This is a genomic window from Streptomyces bicolor (assembly GCF_000719285.1).
Lineage (GTDB): Bacteria > Actinomycetota > Actinomycetes > Streptomycetales > Streptomycetaceae > Streptomyces > Streptomyces bicolor.
The window spans coordinates 130,717-145,850 of record NZ_JOFS01000013.1 but is presented as its reverse complement, the minus strand read 5'-3'; the positions used below and the strand labels follow the sequence as shown (position 1 = coordinate 145,850).

Annotated in this window: 12 protein-coding genes; 7 read left to right on the top strand and 5 right to left on the bottom strand. The window is 70.4% G+C overall.

From position 1 onward, the window contains the following. Positions 1 to 124: 124 nt before the first annotated feature. Positions 125 to 2,581 (top strand): DNA gyrase/topoisomerase IV subunit A, encoded by a 2,457-nt coding sequence (locus IF78_RS0119355; RefSeq protein ID WP_031486354.1) that lies wholly within the window; start codon positions 125 to 127, stop codon positions 2,579 to 2,581. On the opposite strand, the gene IF78_RS0119350 is transcribed toward IF78_RS0119355, so the two are convergent. Continuing rightward, positions 2,578 to 3,660: a CobW family GTP-binding protein gene (locus tag IF78_RS0119350; RefSeq protein WP_031486355.1), complete on the bottom strand. Its 1,083-nt coding sequence runs from the start codon at positions 3,658 to 3,660 to the stop codon at positions 2,578 to 2,580. The two genes, IF78_RS0119355 and IF78_RS0119350, sit on opposite strands and share 4 nt — an antisense overlap. A 320-nt stretch (positions 3,661 to 3,980) precedes the next feature. Here IF78_RS0119350 and IF78_RS0119345 point away from each other — a divergent pair, with 320 nt between their 5' ends. The 5 genes from IF78_RS0119345 (at position 3,981) to IF78_RS0119325 (ending at position 8,839) form a co-directional block, all read left to right on the top strand. After that, positions 3,981 to 4,532: a DUF6082 family protein gene (locus tag IF78_RS0119345; protein WP_031486356.1), complete on the top strand. Its 552-nt coding sequence runs from the start codon at positions 3,981 to 3,983 to the stop codon at positions 4,530 to 4,532. Positions 4,533 to 4,765: 233 nt separating this feature from the next. Next, positions 4,766 to 5,002, top strand: a complete 237-nt coding sequence (locus IF78_RS0119340) for a hypothetical protein (RefSeq protein WP_031486357.1) — start codon at positions 4,766 to 4,768, stop codon at positions 5,000 to 5,002. 300 nt (positions 5,003 to 5,302) lie between these two features. After that, positions 5,303 to 6,244 (top strand): ferredoxin family protein, encoded by a 942-nt coding sequence (locus IF78_RS0119335; protein WP_031486358.1) that lies wholly within the window; start codon positions 5,303 to 5,305, stop codon positions 6,242 to 6,244. A gap of 241 nt (positions 6,245 to 6,485) precedes the next feature. Beyond that, complete coding sequence (locus IF78_RS0119330; RefSeq protein ID WP_031486359.1) at positions 6,486 to 8,162, top strand: ATP-binding protein; 1,677 nt, start codon at positions 6,486 to 6,488, stop codon at positions 8,160 to 8,162. Next, positions 8,159 to 8,839 carry a response regulator gene (locus tag IF78_RS0119325; RefSeq protein ID WP_031486360.1) on the top strand — a complete coding sequence of 227 codons (681 nt, stop codon included), beginning with the start codon at positions 8,159 to 8,161 and terminating at the stop codon, positions 8,837 to 8,839. The genes IF78_RS0119330 and IF78_RS0119325 overlap by 4 nt, the downstream gene beginning before the upstream one ends. Before the next feature lie 232 nt (positions 8,840 to 9,071). Here IF78_RS0119325 and IF78_RS0119320 read toward each other — a convergent pair whose 3' ends face one another. The 3 genes from IF78_RS0119320 to IF78_RS0119310 form a co-directional block, all read right to left on the bottom strand. Further along, entirely contained in the window at positions 9,072 to 10,664 is a 1,593-nt protein-coding gene (locus IF78_RS0119320; RefSeq protein ID WP_031486361.1) for a solute symporter family protein, read from the bottom strand. Beyond that, positions 10,661 to 11,122, bottom strand: coding sequence for a DUF485 domain-containing protein (locus IF78_RS0119315; protein ID WP_031486362.1), 462 nt, complete (start codon positions 11,120 to 11,122; stop codon positions 10,661 to 10,663). Before IF78_RS0119315 ends, IF78_RS0119320 begins: the two co-directional genes overlap by 4 nt. 249 nt (positions 11,123 to 11,371) lie before the next feature. Further along, positions 11,372 to 13,495 carry a DNA gyrase/topoisomerase IV subunit B gene (locus IF78_RS0119310; protein WP_031486363.1) on the bottom strand — a complete coding sequence of 708 codons (2,124 nt, stop codon included), beginning with the start codon at positions 13,493 to 13,495 and terminating at the stop codon, positions 11,372 to 11,374. A 444-nt stretch (positions 13,496 to 13,939) separates the two neighbouring features. On the opposite strand from IF78_RS0119310, the gene IF78_RS0119305 reads away from it, so the two are divergent. Next, positions 13,940 to 14,170 carry a DUF7455 domain-containing protein gene (locus tag IF78_RS0119305; RefSeq protein WP_030945102.1) on the top strand — a complete coding sequence of 77 codons (231 nt, stop codon included), beginning with the start codon at positions 13,940 to 13,942 and terminating at the stop codon, positions 14,168 to 14,170. A 99-nt stretch (positions 14,171 to 14,269) separates the two neighbouring features. Here IF78_RS0119305 and IF78_RS0119300 read toward each other — a convergent pair whose 3' ends face one another. Continuing rightward, the gene (locus tag IF78_RS0119300; protein WP_031486364.1) at positions 14,270 to 15,118 is read right to left on the bottom strand and encodes a S1 family peptidase; all 849 of its coding nucleotides are present in this window, start codon (positions 15,116 to 15,118) and stop codon (positions 14,270 to 14,272) included. Between the last annotated feature and the right edge of the window lie 16 nt (positions 15,119 to 15,134).

The window sequence follows — 15,134 nt, the reverse complement described above, 5'->3', positions numbered from 1 at the left end:
CGGCGACACTTCTCGGACGCCGGGCGGGAGCCCAACAATGGGTCCTGGTCGGTGGTTGTCAGTGCCTCGGTCCACAATGGTCCGCGTCAGATCCCGTCAACGCTTCAGCAAGGAGCCGGCAGCGATGGCCCGCCGCAGCACGAAGACCCCGCCGCCCGACGACTCGTACGAGGAGAAGATCCTCGACATCGACGTCGTCGACGAGATGCAGGGCTCCTTCCTCGAGTACGCGTACTCGGTCATCTACTCCCGGGCCCTGCCGGACGCCCGCGACGGCCTCAAGCCGGTGCACCGCCGCATCGTCTACCAGATGAACGAGATGGGTCTGCGCCCCGACCGCGGCTATGTGAAGTGCGCCCGCGTCGTCGGCGAGGTCATGGGTAAGTTGCACCCGCACGGCGACGCGTCGATCTACGACGCCCTGGTGCGCATGGCCCAGCCCTTCTCGATGCGCGTCCCGCTGGTCGACGGCCACGGCAACTTCGGCTCGCTGGGCAACGACGACCCGCCGGCCGCCATGCGGTACACCGAGTGCCGGCAGGCTCAGGCGACGAGCCTGATGACCGAGTCGATCGACGAGGACACGGTCGACTTCACCCCCAACTACGACGGCCAGGAGCAGGAGCCGGTGGCCCTGCCCGCCGCCTTCCCGAACCTCCTGGTCAACGGCGCCTCGGGCATCGCCGTCGGCATGGCGACCAACATGCCGCCGCACAACCTCGGCGAGGTCATCGCGGCCGCCCGCCATCTGATCCGCCACCCGAACGCGGATCTGGACACGCTGATGAGGCACGTCCCGGGCCCCGACCTGCCCACCGGCGGCCGGATCGTCGGCCTCTCCGGCATCCGGGACGCGTACGAGACGGGCCGCGGCACCTTCAAGATCCGCGCCACCGTCGAGATCGAGACGGTGACCGCCCGCCGCAAGGGCCTGGTCGTCACCGAGCTGCCCTTCACGGTCGGCCCGGAGAAGGTGATCGCCAAGATCAAGGACCTGGTCGGTTCGAAGAAGATCCAGGGCATCGCCGACGTCAAGGACCTCACCGACCGCGAGCACGGCCTGCGCCTGGTCATCGAGATCAAGAACGGCTTCGTGCCGGAGGCGGTCCTGGAGCAGCTGTACAAGCTGACGCCGATGGAGGAGTCCTTCGGCATCAACAACGTCGCGCTGGTCGACGGCCAGCCCCTCACCCTCGGTCTCAAGGAGCTCCTCGAGGTCTATCTCGACCACCGCTTCGAGGTCGTACGGCGCCGCAGCGAGTTCCGCCGCGGCAAGCGCCGGGACCGTCTCCACCTGGTCGAGGGCCTGCTCACGGCGCTGCTGGACATCGACGAGGTCATCCGCCTGATCCGGTCCAGCGACAACTCCGCACAGGCGAAGGGGCGCCTGATGGAGCGCTTCTCGCTGAGCGAGGTGCAGACCCAGTACATCCTCGACACTCCGCTGCGCCGCCTGACCAAGTACGACCGCATCGAGCTGGAGGCCGAGAAGGACCGGCTCAACGAGGAGATCGCCGAGCTGACCCGGATCCTGGAGTCGGACACGGAGCTGCGCAAGCTGGTCTCCTCCGAACTGGCGGCGGTGGCCAAGAAGTTCGGCACCGAGCGGCGTACGGTCCTGCTGGAGTCGGCGGGCGCCCCGGCCGCCGCCGTACCGCTGCAGGTGGCGGACGACCCGTGCCGGGTGCTGCTGTCCTCGACGGGCCTGCTGGCCCGTACGGCGAACGGCGACCCCTTCGCGGAGGCCGAGGACGCCAAGCGCACGAAGCACGACGTGATCGTCTCTGCGGTGCCGGCCACGGCCCGCGGTGAGGTGGGCGCGGTGACGTCCGCGGGCCGTCTGCTGCGGATCAACGTCGTCGATCTGCCGCAGCTGCCGGAGACAGCGTCGAGGCCTAACCTCTCGGGCGGCGCGCCGCTGTCGGAGTTCGTCTCCCTGACGGACGGCGAGACGCTGGTCTGCCTGACCACGCTCGACGAGTCCTCGCCGGGCCTGGCGCTCGGCACGGAACAGGGCGTCGTCAAGCGTGTGGTGCCGGACTACCCGTCCAACAAGGGGGAGCTGGAGGTCATCACCCTCAAGGAGGGCGACCGGATCGTGGGCGCGGTCGAGCTGCGCACCGGTGACGAGGACCTGGTCTTCATCACGGACGACGCCCAGCTGCTGCGCTACCAGGCCTCGCAGGTCCGCCCGCAGGGCCGTCCGGCGGGCGGCGTGGCGGGCATCAAGCTCGCGGAGGGCGCGAAGGTCATCTCCTTCACGGCGGTGGACCCGGCGGTCGACGCGGTCGTCTTCACGGTCGCGGGCTCGCGCGGCACGCTGGACGACTCGGTCCAGACGACCGCCAAGCTGACCCCGTTCGACCAGTACCCCCGCAAGGGCCGCGCCACCGGAGGCGTGCGCTGCCAGCGGTTCCTGAAGGGCGAGGACTGCCTGTCCGTGGCCTGGGCGGGCCCCGCCCCGGCACGGGCCGCGCAGAAGAACGGCTCCCCGGCCGACCTCCCGGACATCGACCCGCGCCGCGACGGCTCGGGTGTCTCGCTGCCGAAGACGGTGGCGGTGGTGGCGGGACCGGTCTAGGCCGGAACGTCGTCGAGGTCCTGCTCGTCAGGGTCTTGCACGTAGCGGAGGACGCCCCACATGCCGTGCTCGTCGGCGTGTGGGGCGTCGCTCTTGCACGCCTCCAGCTCCTTGGCCAGAGCGGCGGAATCGATGCCCGAGCCGATGAGGACGAGCTGGGTGAGGCGTGCGTCGGGGTCGGCCCACGGTTCCGGATAGAAGCGCAGGAAGGGCCCGACGGCGTGCACGGCGTAACGGTTCGCGGCGTCGTGGGGGCCGAAGTCGACGTACCCCTTGATCCGGTACAGCCCCTCCGGCCTGCTGTCCAGGAATGCCATCAACCGGCGTGGATCGAGGGGCTCTTCGGAGACGAAGGAGAGGCTGTCGTAGGCGGTGTGCAGGTGGCCGTGGTGGTCGTCGTCGCCGTCGGTGCCGTCGTCGGTGTGCTCGTGCAGGTCGTCGAAGGACAACTGCCCGATGCGCTCCTGGCTGGGCCTGCACTCGAAGAGGAACTCTGGGTCGATCCGGCCGCAGGTGGCGGGGACGACCGCGGCACGGTCGGCGAGCTCGCGCACCAGCCCGAGGACACGCTCGCCGTCCGCCGCCCGGTCGAGCTTGTTGACCACGACGAGGTCGGCGAGGGCGAGGTGCCGGTCGATCTCGGGGTGCTTCGCGCGGGTGCCGTCGAACTCGGCGGCGTCGACGACCTCGACGAGCCCGCCGTACACGATGCCCGGATGCTCACTGGCGAGCACCATGCGCACGAGTTCCTGGGGCTCGGCGAGTCCACTGGCCTCGATGACGATGACGTCGATGCCGGTGGAGGGGCGGGCGAGCCGCTCGAGATAGACGTCCAGCTCACTGGCGTCGACCGCACAGCACAGACAGCCGTTTCCGAGGGAGACGGTGGAGTCCCCGAGCGCGCCGGCGACGGCCATGGCGTCGATCTCGATGGCGCCGAAGTCGTTGACGATGGCGCCGATGCGCGTGCCCCCGCTGCGGTGGAGGAGGTGATTGAGCAGAGTCGTCTTGCCGGAACCGAGGAATCCGGCGAGCACGACGACCGGAATCTGCTGCGCACCGGGGTTCGGCTGGCTCAACGTGCGACCTTTCTCACGCCGACGGGTGCACCGGCTCGCGGCTCGGCGCACGTACGAGGATTGACTGCCGACCCAGGATACGAGCCGGAAGAATCACGGCGAAGTGAACGATTGTTAGCAGCACTTGCCGGGCAGACGTTGGGCAAGGCACCGGAGTGTGCGACCCTCGCTTCCCTCCGTGCGCCTCCTCTCCGCCTCCCCGCCGATCAGAGCCGCTCGGCACTCTGGGAGACGGCAAGCGCCGCCCATCGCTCGCCGGTCCCCTCCAGTCGACCCGCACCCCGACGACCGGCGGACGGCCGCCTGATTCGGGGGTTGACATGGCCACACGGAAGCGTTCTGCACGGAGGCTGCGTTCCGCCGCGCTCACACTCCTGGCCGCCACCGCCACCGTGACGCTGGCAGCGCGTCAATGGCGGTCGGACCAGGCACGACTGCACGAGCGACGGCTGGAACTCGAAGAGCTGGCGATCCGGCGGACAACGCTGGCCCATCAGCAGCGCATGCACTGGGAGTTGCTCGCGAGGGCGATCGACGATCCCTCCCTCGCCGCGGTGATCGACACCTACGACCAGAGCATCCCGGCGGAGAGGCGACGCCAGTTCTTCTACGCCAACGCTTGGTACGCCCACCTCTACCACCTCTACCAGGCGGAACTCCTGGACCGGGAGGAGCTGTACACGCGCCTGCGGGAGTTCTTCCAGAGCCCGGTCTTCCGCGAGTACTGGGAGGCGTCGCGGCACATGCGCGCCAGCCTGAAGGAGTCTTCCGTAGAAGCCCAGTTGGGACACATGGTCGACGGGCTCGTCCGGGATCTCGACGAATCCGACACGGACGAGTGGTGGGTGGTGGGTGATCCGCCGACTGACTGACCGGAGCCCGCGGACGCAGCGGCCGGAGGATGAGGCGCGGCGCGACCCGGATGACTTTTCGCCATGCCTTCGGGGTTGGTTACTGGCTCTCGCAACGCCACGGCGGTCAATCCCGCAGCGGCAACAACGCAACCGGGTGACTTTTCGCCATCCAGCCTCAAGGGACTCAGAATCACCAGTAACCTGCTCCCCACCCAGTATGCCTAGCCCCTTGTTCCTAAGGACCGGTACCTTTGAAGATCGTGCGCCGCATCGGTGTGCCTCCCAGCGCCCGAGGCAGTAGTTCAGGAGCTACCTGCCCGGACGTGTTCGAACTCAGCGACGGCAACTTCGCCGTGATCGGCACCGAGGCCACCGAGGCGCTTGAGCCGGAACTGCCCGCAGACGCCGCCCGCGCCGACTATGAGCGCATCGTCATCGTGAGCAGAGAGACTCTGATTCGCGCCAAGGCAGACATCCCCGACGCCTGAGACCACCGCACGAGCACGCGTCCACCCAGACCCGTACCGTCACGCTCCCCCGGCCGCGCGCAACCGTTGAGCGAGCCGGGCCACCGATCCGGCGGGCAGCCGGCACCCCGTCACTGCTCGATCCTCACCGATGAGGCCTGGCGCCAGAACGGCACCAGGCCACACGCGTTTCTCGGGCCGCCTCCGGCACCCTCCATGGCCCCCCGCCGCCCGCCCCACGCCCCGCGCCGCCGCCGACCGCGGCAGGACAGCACCCCCTCGGGAAGCCACCCCGACCCAAGTCAGGTTAGGCTCACCTCTGTGAGTACGTGCTCAACCGTCTCGCAGGACCTCGACGAGCCCATCGCGGGGACCGCGGCGACCGCGACGACCTGGCTGCTGCTGGAGCAGCCCGGTCCGTGGGGTGCCAAGGCGCTCACCCAGAGCCACCTGGATCCCGGGCTGGGCCGCGTCCTGGAGGCGGCCGCGAAGGGCACGGGCGTACGCGTCGCCCTCATCCGTCGCCCCGGTCGGCACGCCGACTGCGGAGCCCCCGCCGAGCGCCAGGTCTACGTGGCCCACACCGTGCCGGGCAACGTCTGGCTGCACTCCGCCACGACGCGCGACGCGCAGCGGTTGCTCGACCTGGACTTCGCCGCGCTGGGCACGGGTGACCCGCGCACCTTCGACTCGGTCCTCCAGGGGCGGCCCCACACAGGCGATCCGCTCGCCCTCGTCTGCACCAACGGCAAGCGGGACCGCTGCTGCGCGCTCCTCGGCCGCCCTCTCGCGGCCGAGCTCGCCGCCTCCGGTGTCGACGGCGTCTGGGAGGTCACCCATCTGGGTGGACACCGGTTCTCGCCGACGCTGCTCGTGCTGCCGTACGGCTACGCGTACGGCAGGGCTGAGGCGCACGCCGTCAAGGAGGTCCTGCACAGCGTCCAGGACGGCCGGATCGTCGTCGACGGCTGTCGCGGGAACTCGGCGTGGGAGCGGCCGGGGCAGGCTGCCGAGCTGGCCGTGCGCCGGGCTACCGGCGAGGACGCCGCCGAGGCGCTGAGCGTCGTACGGACCGACGGCGCGGCCCCGCGGTGGGAGGTGACCGTCGCCCACAGGGACGGGCGCCACTGGCGGGTCGGCGTGGCACAGGGCACCTCGCTGCCGCCCCGTCCCGAGAGCTGCGGGTCGGTGCTCGGCTCGCCCGCGCGGATGGACGTCACAGCGGTGCGCGAGCTGACCATGGCTACGGCGCTCGCGAGCTGACCGAACCGGGCGCGCCGGGGGCCTGAGTACGCCGACCGCCGGATACCGGCCCGTCCCGCGCGCGTGCCGCGACCGTCCCAAGCCACCGTCGGCTGCCGCTCCCGGGTACACCCACCGCCGGATCCCGTTCCTGGGTAGACCGGCCCACCTCCCGTTCCCGCACCCCTGCACGACGTCGATCAAGAGATCCACACCACATCCCTCTACGGGCCTCCCCGCGCACCCACGTACCGTCATGGGTATGAGCCCCTCTCCCCCCGCCCGCCGCCTGCGCCTCGGTCTGCCGCGGCAGATGTTCGCGCAGGTGCTGCTGATGCAGGTGGCGATCGCCGCGGGAGTCGCGGTGCTCGCGACCGGCCTGTTCCTCGCTCCGCTGAGCGACCAGCTGGACGACCAGGCGATGCGCCGCGCGCTGTCGATCGCGCAGACCACCGCGGCCCAGCCGCAGATCGCCGAGGATCTGGTGAACACCCCCGCGACGGCCGGCGGACCGGTTCAGCGGGAGGCGGAGCGGATCCGTGAGGCGACGAAGGCCGAGTACATCGTCGTGATGGACCGGCGTGGGGTGCGCTGGTCCCACCCCACGGCGAGCGAGATCGGCAGGCGCGTCTCGACCGACCCGGGCCAGGCACTCGCCGGCCACGAGGTCATGCAGATCGACAGCGGCACCCTGGGCCGGACCGCGCGCGGGAAGGTGCCGTTGCGCGACGGGGAGGGGAAGATCATCGGGGCGGTCTCGGTCGGGATCGCGTACGACAGTGTGCGGGCCCGGCTGCTGCACGCCATCCCGGGGCTGTTCGCCTACGCGGGCGGCGCCCTGGCGGTCGGCGCGCTGGCCGCCTGGCTCATCTCCCGCCGGGTTCAGCGGCAGACCCGTGACCTGGCCTTCTCCGACATCTCGGCGTTGCTCGCGGAGCGCGAGGCGATGCTGCACGGCATCCGGGAGGGCGTGGTCGCCCTGGACCGCGGCGGCCGTATCCGCCTCCTCAACGACGAGGCGGGGCGGCTGCTCGGCATCGGTGACGAGGCCGTCGGCCGGTCCCTCGACGAGGCGCTCGGCGAGGGTCGTACGACCGACGTGCTGGCGGGCCGGGTGACCGGCACCGATCTGCTCACGGTCCGTGGCCAGCGCGTCCTGATCGCCAACCGTATGCCCACCGACGACGGCGGCGCCGTCGCGACCCTGCGCGACCGCACCGAGCTGGAGCAGCTCGGCCGGGAGCTCGACTCGACGCGCGGCCTGATCGACGCCCTGCGCGCGCAGGACCACGAGCACGCCAACCGCATGCACACGCTCCTCGGGCTGCTGGAGCTGGAGATGTACGACGACGCCGTGGAGTTCGTCGGCGAGGTGGTCGGTGATCACCGGGCCACCGCGGAGCAGGTCGCCGAGAAGATCCGGGATCCACTGCTCGCGGCCCTGCTGGTCGGCAAGGCCACCGTGGCGGCCGAGCGCGGCGTCGCCCTGCGCCTGGCGGACCGGACCGGGCTTCCGGACCGGCTGATCGACCCCAGGGGGCTCGTCACGATCGTCGGCAACCTCGTGGACAACGCGCTGGACGCCGTCGCGGGCACGCCGCACGCGCGCGTGGATGTCGAACTGCGCGCCGAGGGGCGTACCGCGATCCTCAGGGTGCGCGACACGGGACCGGGAGTCCCCGAGGAGCAGCGCGAGTTGATCTTCACCGAGGGGTGGTCCACCAAGCAGCGCCCGGCCCACCGCGAGCGCGGCATCGGGCTCTCCCTCGTGCGCAGGCTCGCCGAACGGCAGGGCGGCAGCGCGACGGTGGGCGAGGCGGGCGGCGGGGGCGCGGAGTTCACCGTCGTCCTGCCCGAGGCGCTGGCGGAGCCGGACCTGCAGCCCGCCCTCACCGTGCCGTCAGATGGGCGGTCCGTCGCCGAGGAGGAGTCGCGATGATCGAGGTCCTGGTCGTGGACGACGACACGCGCGTCGCGCGGGTCAACGCCGCCTACGTCGAGAAGGTGCCGGGCTTCCACGTCGCCGGTGAGGCGCACAGCGCGGCGGAGGCGCTGCGCCACGTGGAGGAGCTGCCCCGGCTGGACCTGGTCCTCATGGACCACTATCTGCCCGACGGGACGGGACTGTCGGTCGTCCAGGAGATGCGGCGGCGCGGCCACCAGACCGACGTGATCATGGTGACGGCGGCACGGGACGTGTCGACGGTGCAGGCGGCGATGCGGTACGGCGCCCTGCAGTACCTGGTCAAGCCGTTCGCCTTCGCCGGTCTGCGCGGGAAGCTGGAGGCGTACGCGGACCTGCGCCGCACCCTCGACGGCGGCGGCGAGGCGGAACAGGCCGAGGTGGACCGCATCTTCGGCGCTCTCTCTGCCCCCTCGGAGCCCGACCTGCCCAAGGGCCACTCCCCCACCACCGCGGAACTCGTACGCCGCTCCCTGATGAACGCCGAAGGCGCTCTGTCGGCCCAGGAGATCGCCGAGCGGACCGGGGTGAGCCGCCAGACCGCCCAGCGCTATCTGAAGCTCCTGGAGCGTACGGGGCGGGCCCGCCTCACCCTGAAGTACGGCGACGCGGGCCGCCCGGAACACCGTTACGTGTGGGCGACCCGCGCCTGAGGCACGGCCCGTGGGGGCGGGGGAAGGAACCGTGCCCGCCACTTCATACGGACGTGGACCGCCCAAACGTCAGCCGACAGCCCGGCGGTCTCGCGAGTCGCCGGCTGACGGGGCCGTGGCATGGACCGCTTCAGCCGTCGACGACCGGGAAGTCGTACGACGGTGGAGGCGCCGCTGGCCCAAGTGAGGCGTGCCAGATCCCGCGACGCCGGCATGATCCGCCGGACAGGCCCTAAACCGCCCCCGCCCCCGTCAGCGACCGCACCTCGGTCTCCGCGTGCTTGGCCTCGTCGGGGACCTCGGCCGACGTGAGAGTGCCGAGCCAGCCGGCGACGAAGCCCAGGGGGATCGAGACGAGGCCGGGGTTCTGCAGGGGGAAGTACTGGAAGTCGACTCCGGGGAACAGTGAGTCGGGGCTGCCCGACACCACCGGTGACAGCAGCACGAGCACCACGGCCGGGACCAGTCCGCCGTACACGGCCCATACGGCGCCGCGCGTGGTGAAGTCCCGCCAGAACAGGGAGTAGAGCAGCACCGGCAGGTTGGCGGAGGCGGCGACGGCGAAGGCGAGGCCCACCAGGAAGGCGACGTTGAGGTCGCGGGCCAGCAGGCCGAGGGCGATCGCCAGCACGCCGATACCGACCGCCGCGACGCGTGCCACGGCCACCTCGCTCCGGGGCTCGGCGCGCCGCCGCCGTAGTGAGGCGTACAGGTCGTGGGCGACGGAGGCCGAGGACGCGAGCGTGATTCCGGCGACCACCGCGAGGATCGTGGCGAAGGCGATGGCCGCGACGAGGGCGAAGAGAACCGTTCCTCCGGTGGAAGCCGCGCCGCCGCCGAGATCGAGGGCGAGCAGCGGCACCGCCGTGTTCCCGGCCGCGTTCGACCCGCGTACCGCCTCGGGCCCGACGATCGCGGCCGCGCCGAAGCCCAGGACGATGGTCATGAGATAGAAGCCGCCGATGAGCCCGATCGCCCAGACCACGGAACGCCGTGCCGCGCGGGCGGTCGGCACGGTGAAGAAGCGGGACAGGATGTGCGGTAGCCCGGCGGTGCCCAGCACCAGCGCCAGGCCGAGGCTGATGAAGTCGAACCGGGCCGTCCAGTCACCGCCGTACTTCAGCCCGGGCGCCAGGAACGCGTCACCGTGGCCACTGCGCTCGGCCGCCGTGAGCAGCAGCCGGTCGAAGTCGCCGTGGAAGCGCAGCAGGACGAGCGCGGTCAACGCGACGGTGCCGCCGAGCAGCAGGACCGACTTGACGATCTGGATCCAGGTGGTGGCCCGCATCCCTCCCAACGACACATAGATCACCATGAGCGCGCCGACGCCGATGACGGTCCAGGCCTGCGCCGCCTCGCTCCTGCCCCCGAGCAGCAGCGCGACCAGGGCGCCCGCGCCCACCATCTGCGCCACCAGATACAGAACGGACACGGTGACCGAGGAAGTTCCCGTCGCGATCCGCACCGGGCGCTCCCGCAACCGTGCGGCGACCACGTCGGCGAGCGTGAACCGCCCGCAGTTCCGGACCAGTTCGGCGACGAGGAACAGCACCACCAGCCAGGCCACGAGGAAGCCCACCGAGTACAGCATCCCGTCGTAGCCGAACAGGGCGATGAGCCCGGAGACCCCGAGGAAGGAGGCGGCCGACATGTAGTCGCCGGCGATGGCAAAACCATTCTCCATGGGTGTGAAGAGCCGGCCGCCCGCGTAGAACTCCTCCGCCGAACCACGCCGGTTGCGGCTCACCCACGTCGTGATGGCCAGCGTGATCGCCACGAAGACACCGAACAGCAGCAGTGCCAGGGCCTGGTGGTCCTCCGTCACGAGACACCGCCCCGTGTGACGCGCGTCAACTCCTGGGTGTCCCAGCGCAGTTCCAGTGCCGACCGGTCCCTGCGCAGCCGCGCGTGGCGGGCGTAGGCCCAGGTGAGCAGGAAGGTGGTGAGGAACTGTCCGAGCCCCGCGACCATCGCGACGTTCACGGCACCCACGACGGGGCGGGCCATCAGCCCCGGCGCGGTCGTGGCGGCCACGACATACGCCACGTACCACGACAGGAACACAGCAACCGCCGGAACGACGAACCTGCGATACCGGCTCCGCACTTCCCGGAAGGCCGCGCTGCGCTGCACCTCGAGGTACACGTCACCCGCGACCGGAGGGTCGGCCTCCGGAGCGTCCGTACCGCCCGACTCCCCCCACCCGGAGGCGAGGGCGTCGTACCAGGGATCGTCGTACCGTGCGCCGCCGGCTGCGCACGGACGACCGTCGCTTGAGCACATGCCCAAGCATGGACAGAACGGAAAGATCGCCGACTCGGCTTCTCGGCGGGCTTCACCCCATCAGGTGATTCATGCGGGGGTGGCCAGGCAGATCAGCAGACGAACGCGCGGCCGCCGACGGCGAACAACTCCCTCTGGGGCCACCCGCACCCGGCGACGAAAGCGTCACGGGCGGTGCGGGTGGGAACCCAAAGCAGGGGCCGAAGGCGAAGCCGAGGCCGAAAAGCCGGCCCAAGCCCAGCGCAGCGGCTACGCGTCGATACGCGACCGATCCAACGTCGCCGCCGAGCTGGAGATGAACTCCTTGCGCGGCGCCACGTCGTTCCCCATCAGCAGATCGAAGACCCGCTCGGCGGCTTCCAGGTCGGAGAGGGTGATCCGGCGCAGCGTACGGTGGCGCGGGTCCATCGTCGTCTCGGCCAGCTGGTCGGCGTCCATCTCACCGAGACCCTTGTACCGCTGGATGGAGTCCTTGTACCGGACACCCTTGCTCTCGAACTCCATGAGCTTGTCGCGCAGCTCACGGTCCGAGTACGTGTACACGTACTTGTCCTGCCCCTTCTTGGGCTGGACGAGTTCGATCCGGTGCAGCGGCGGCACCGCGGCGAACACCCGCCCCGCCTCGATCATCGGCCGCATGTAGCGCTGGAACAGCGTCAGCAGCAGCGTGCGGATGTGGGAGCCGTCGACGTCGGCGTCGGTCATCATGATGATCTTGCCGTAGCGCGCGGCGTCGATGTCGAAGGTCCGGCCCGACCCCGCCCCTATGACCTGGATGATCGCGCCGCACTCGGCGTTCTTGAGCATGTCGGTCACGGACGACTTCTGGACGTTGAGGATCTTGCCGCGGATCGGCAGCAGCGCCTGGAACTCGGAGTTCCGGGCGAGCTTGGCGGTGCCGAGCGCGGAGTCACCCTCGACGATGAACAGCTCGCTGCGGTCCACGTCGTCACTGCGGCAGTCGGCGAGCTTGGCGGGCAGCGACGAGGACTCCAGGGCCGTCTTCCGGCGCTGGGCGTCCTTGTGCTGGCGGGCCGCGATGCGTGTGCGGGCGGCTGCCACGGCCTTCTCGAGGACCACGCGCGCCTGTGCCGCGGCGTCGCGCTTGGTGGACGTCAGGAACGCTTTGAGCTCCTTGGAGATCACGGTGTTCACGATGCGCCGGGCCGCCGAGGTGCCCAGGACCTCCTTGGTCTGGCCCTCGAACTGGGGCTCGGCGAGGCGCACGGTGACGACCGCGGTGAGGCCCTCCATGGCGTCGTCCTTGACGATGTCGTCCTCGGCGACGCGCAGCAGCTTCTTGGTACGCAGCACCTCGTTCACCGTGCTGGTGATGGCCGTCTCGAAGCCCGCGACGTGGGTGCCGCCCTTGGGGGTGGCGATGATGTTCACGAACGACCTCAGGGTCGTGTCGTACCCCGTGCCCCACCGCAGCGCCACGTCGACGTCTAGCTCACGGGTGACCTGGGTGGGGGTCATCTGGCCGTGCTCGTCCAGGACGGGGACGGTCTCCCTGAAGGTGCCCTGGCCGGAGAAGCGCAGGACGTCGCAGACCGGCCGGTCGGTGGCGAGGTACTCGCAGAACTCGCTGATGCCGCCGTCGAAGCGGAAGGACTCCTCGCCCTTGCTGCCGCCCTCGCCGAGGCCGAACTCGTCGCGGACGACGATGGTCAGGCCGGGCACCAGGAACGCGGTCTGGCGGGCGCGCTGGTGCAGCGTCTCCAGCGAGAGCTTGGCGTCCTTGAGGAAGATCTGGCGGTCGGCCCAGTAACGCACGCGCGTGCCGGTGCGGGTCTTGGGAATCTTCTTGGCCTTGCGCAGGCCGCCCTTGGCGTCGAACTTGGCGTTCGCGCCATCGCCGGCGAAGGCTCCGGGGACGCCGCGCCGGAAGCTGATGGCGTGCGTGTGCCCACCCCGGTCCACCTCGACGTCGAGCCGCGCCGACAGGGCGTTCACCACGGACGCGCCCACACCGTGCAGACCGCCGGAGGCGGCGTACGAGCCGCCGCCGAACTTGCCGCCGGCGTGCAGCTTGGTCATGACGACCTCGACGCCGGACAGGCCGGTCTTGGGCTCGACGTCGACCGGGATGCCGCGGCCGTTGTCCCGGACCTCCACCGACCCGTCGTCGTGGAGGATCACGTCGATGTGATCGCAGTAGCCGCCGAGAGCTTCGTCGACGGAGTTGTCGATGATCTCCCACAGGCAGTGCATCAGACCGCGGCTGTCGGTCGAGCCGATGTACATGCCCGGGCGCTTGCGCACGGCCTCGAGGCCCTCGAGGACGAGCAGGTGCCGCGCGGTGTAGTTGGAACCGTCCCGGTCTGCTCCTGCCAGCAGCGCTGTGGACGGCACGGACGTCTCGGCGGTCACGCGGTTCGCTCCTCGCTGAATTTCAGGTGACGCCCTGATGGGTAAGGGCGCGGCTTCGGTAGCCGTCAAGAGGGTACCGAGGCCTGGTAGAGCCGTTGTAACGCCACCCTCGTGCGAAACACAGACTAGTCCAGGGTCGCATGCGTGTTCGATCCCTCGATGGGGTGAAGTACATATCACGTTCCCTTCCAGGCATGAACCATTTAGGCTCCGGGCACGTCCTCATGAACAAACCGGCAACCAGCCGGGAGGACCTGACCTTGACCGACAGCGCGAAACCGTAAGCAAGCCAGAGACGCACTACGGCACATTCGCCGCCAAACCCGGCAGCAGCCGGCCCCCTCGGAAAATTTCACTGAGGGAGAAGCCACGAGCGGGAACGTTTTGGGGCTGGTTGGATGTTGACCCTGGTACGACAGCTCGTCGAGCTAGAGAAGAGGCGACGTGACTACTGTTCTGACCCCCGCGAGCCCGCTGACGGCCGCTGACCGCTGCGACCGCTGCGGCGCACAGGCATACGTGCGTGTCGTCCTGCTCAGCGGCGGAGAACTGCTCTTCTGCGCCCACCACGGCCGCAAGTTCGAGCCGGAACTCAAGAAGATCGCCGCTGAGATACAGGACGAGACGGAGCGGCTGACGTCCGTTCCCGCATCGGCGTCCGAAGAAGAGCGCTGACACCTCGCACCAACGACGAGCCAGCTCCGGCACAGGCCGGTTGACGGGCGGCCGCCCCTGACGTCAGGGGCGGCCGCCCGCGCTCATACCCTCAGGCCTTCAGGCCTTGTCGGCCGCCCGGACGCTCCACCGCAGCGCCCGGGCGATCTCGGACACCCGCGTATAGACGCCAGGACTGCCCGCGCGACCGCAGCCGGTGCCCCAGGACACCAGCCCGATCAGCTTCCCCTGAGCGACCAGCGGCCCTCCGCTGTCCCCCTGACAGGCGTCCCGCCCTCCCTGCGGTTCCCCGGCACAGACCATGCTGGCGGCCTGGTACCTGCCTTCACCGCCGCCTGGATAAGCGTTTCTGCACAGAACGTCGGGCAGCACATGCACACGCGCCGCCCGCAGCCCCCGCGCGTAGTCACCCGCGCCCGTGACGTCCCCCCACCCGTAGACCAGGGCCGACGACCCCGGCAGATAGGCGGGATCGCCGGCGCCCGCCATCCTGATCACCGCACCGGCGGGAAGCGGCTGGGCGAGGGTGAGCACGGCGAAGTCGCCCGCGTTGGTGGCCTTGTCGTAAGCCGGGTTCACATAGGTGCGGCGGACCCGGATCTCCTGGCCGCCGCTCGACAGCAGGTCCGTACGGCCCGCGATGACACTGAAGTCGCGCAGCCGGTCCGGCGTGGTCCCGAGGACCTCCTCGCCCATGCAGTGGGCCGCGGTGAGGACGGTGTGCCGGCTGACCGCCACACCGACGCAGAACTGACCGGCCCGCGTACCCCCGAACCGGTCACGGCTGGCCAGCGCCACGGTCCAGGGGCTGTTCGACACATCGACCGGGAACCCGCCGACGACGACACTGTCAGCGGCCGCGGGGGCGGCGGACACCAGCGGTACGGCGGCTGCCGCAGCCGCCAGAACCAGCGGCCCGGCCAGCGCCCGGGCAAAGGTACGACGCATGGCGCTCCTCACTCTC

Excerpts from the sequence above, each read along its gene's own strand:
- IF78_RS0119315 (WP_031486362.1), bottom strand. The coding sequence starts at position 11,122 with ATGTGCTCAAGCGACGGTCGTCCGTGCGCAGCCGGCGGCGCACGGTAC.
- IF78_RS0119355 (WP_031486354.1), top strand. The coding sequence starts at position 125 with ATGGCCCGCCGCAGCACGAAGACCCCGCCGCCCGACGACTCGTACGAG.
- IF78_RS0119300 (WP_031486364.1), bottom strand. The coding sequence starts at position 15,118 with ATGCGTCGTACCTTTGCCCGGGCGCTGGCCGGGCCGCTGGTTCTGGCG.
- IF78_RS0119325 (WP_031486360.1), top strand. The coding sequence starts at position 8,159 with ATGATCGAGGTCCTGGTCGTGGACGACGACACGCGCGTCGCGCGGGTC.
- IF78_RS0119330 (WP_031486359.1), top strand. The coding sequence starts at position 6,486 with ATGAGCCCCTCTCCCCCCGCCCGCCGCCTGCGCCTCGGTCTGCCGCGG.
- IF78_RS0119345 (WP_031486356.1), top strand. The coding sequence starts at position 3,981 with ATGGCCACACGGAAGCGTTCTGCACGGAGGCTGCGTTCCGCCGCGCTC.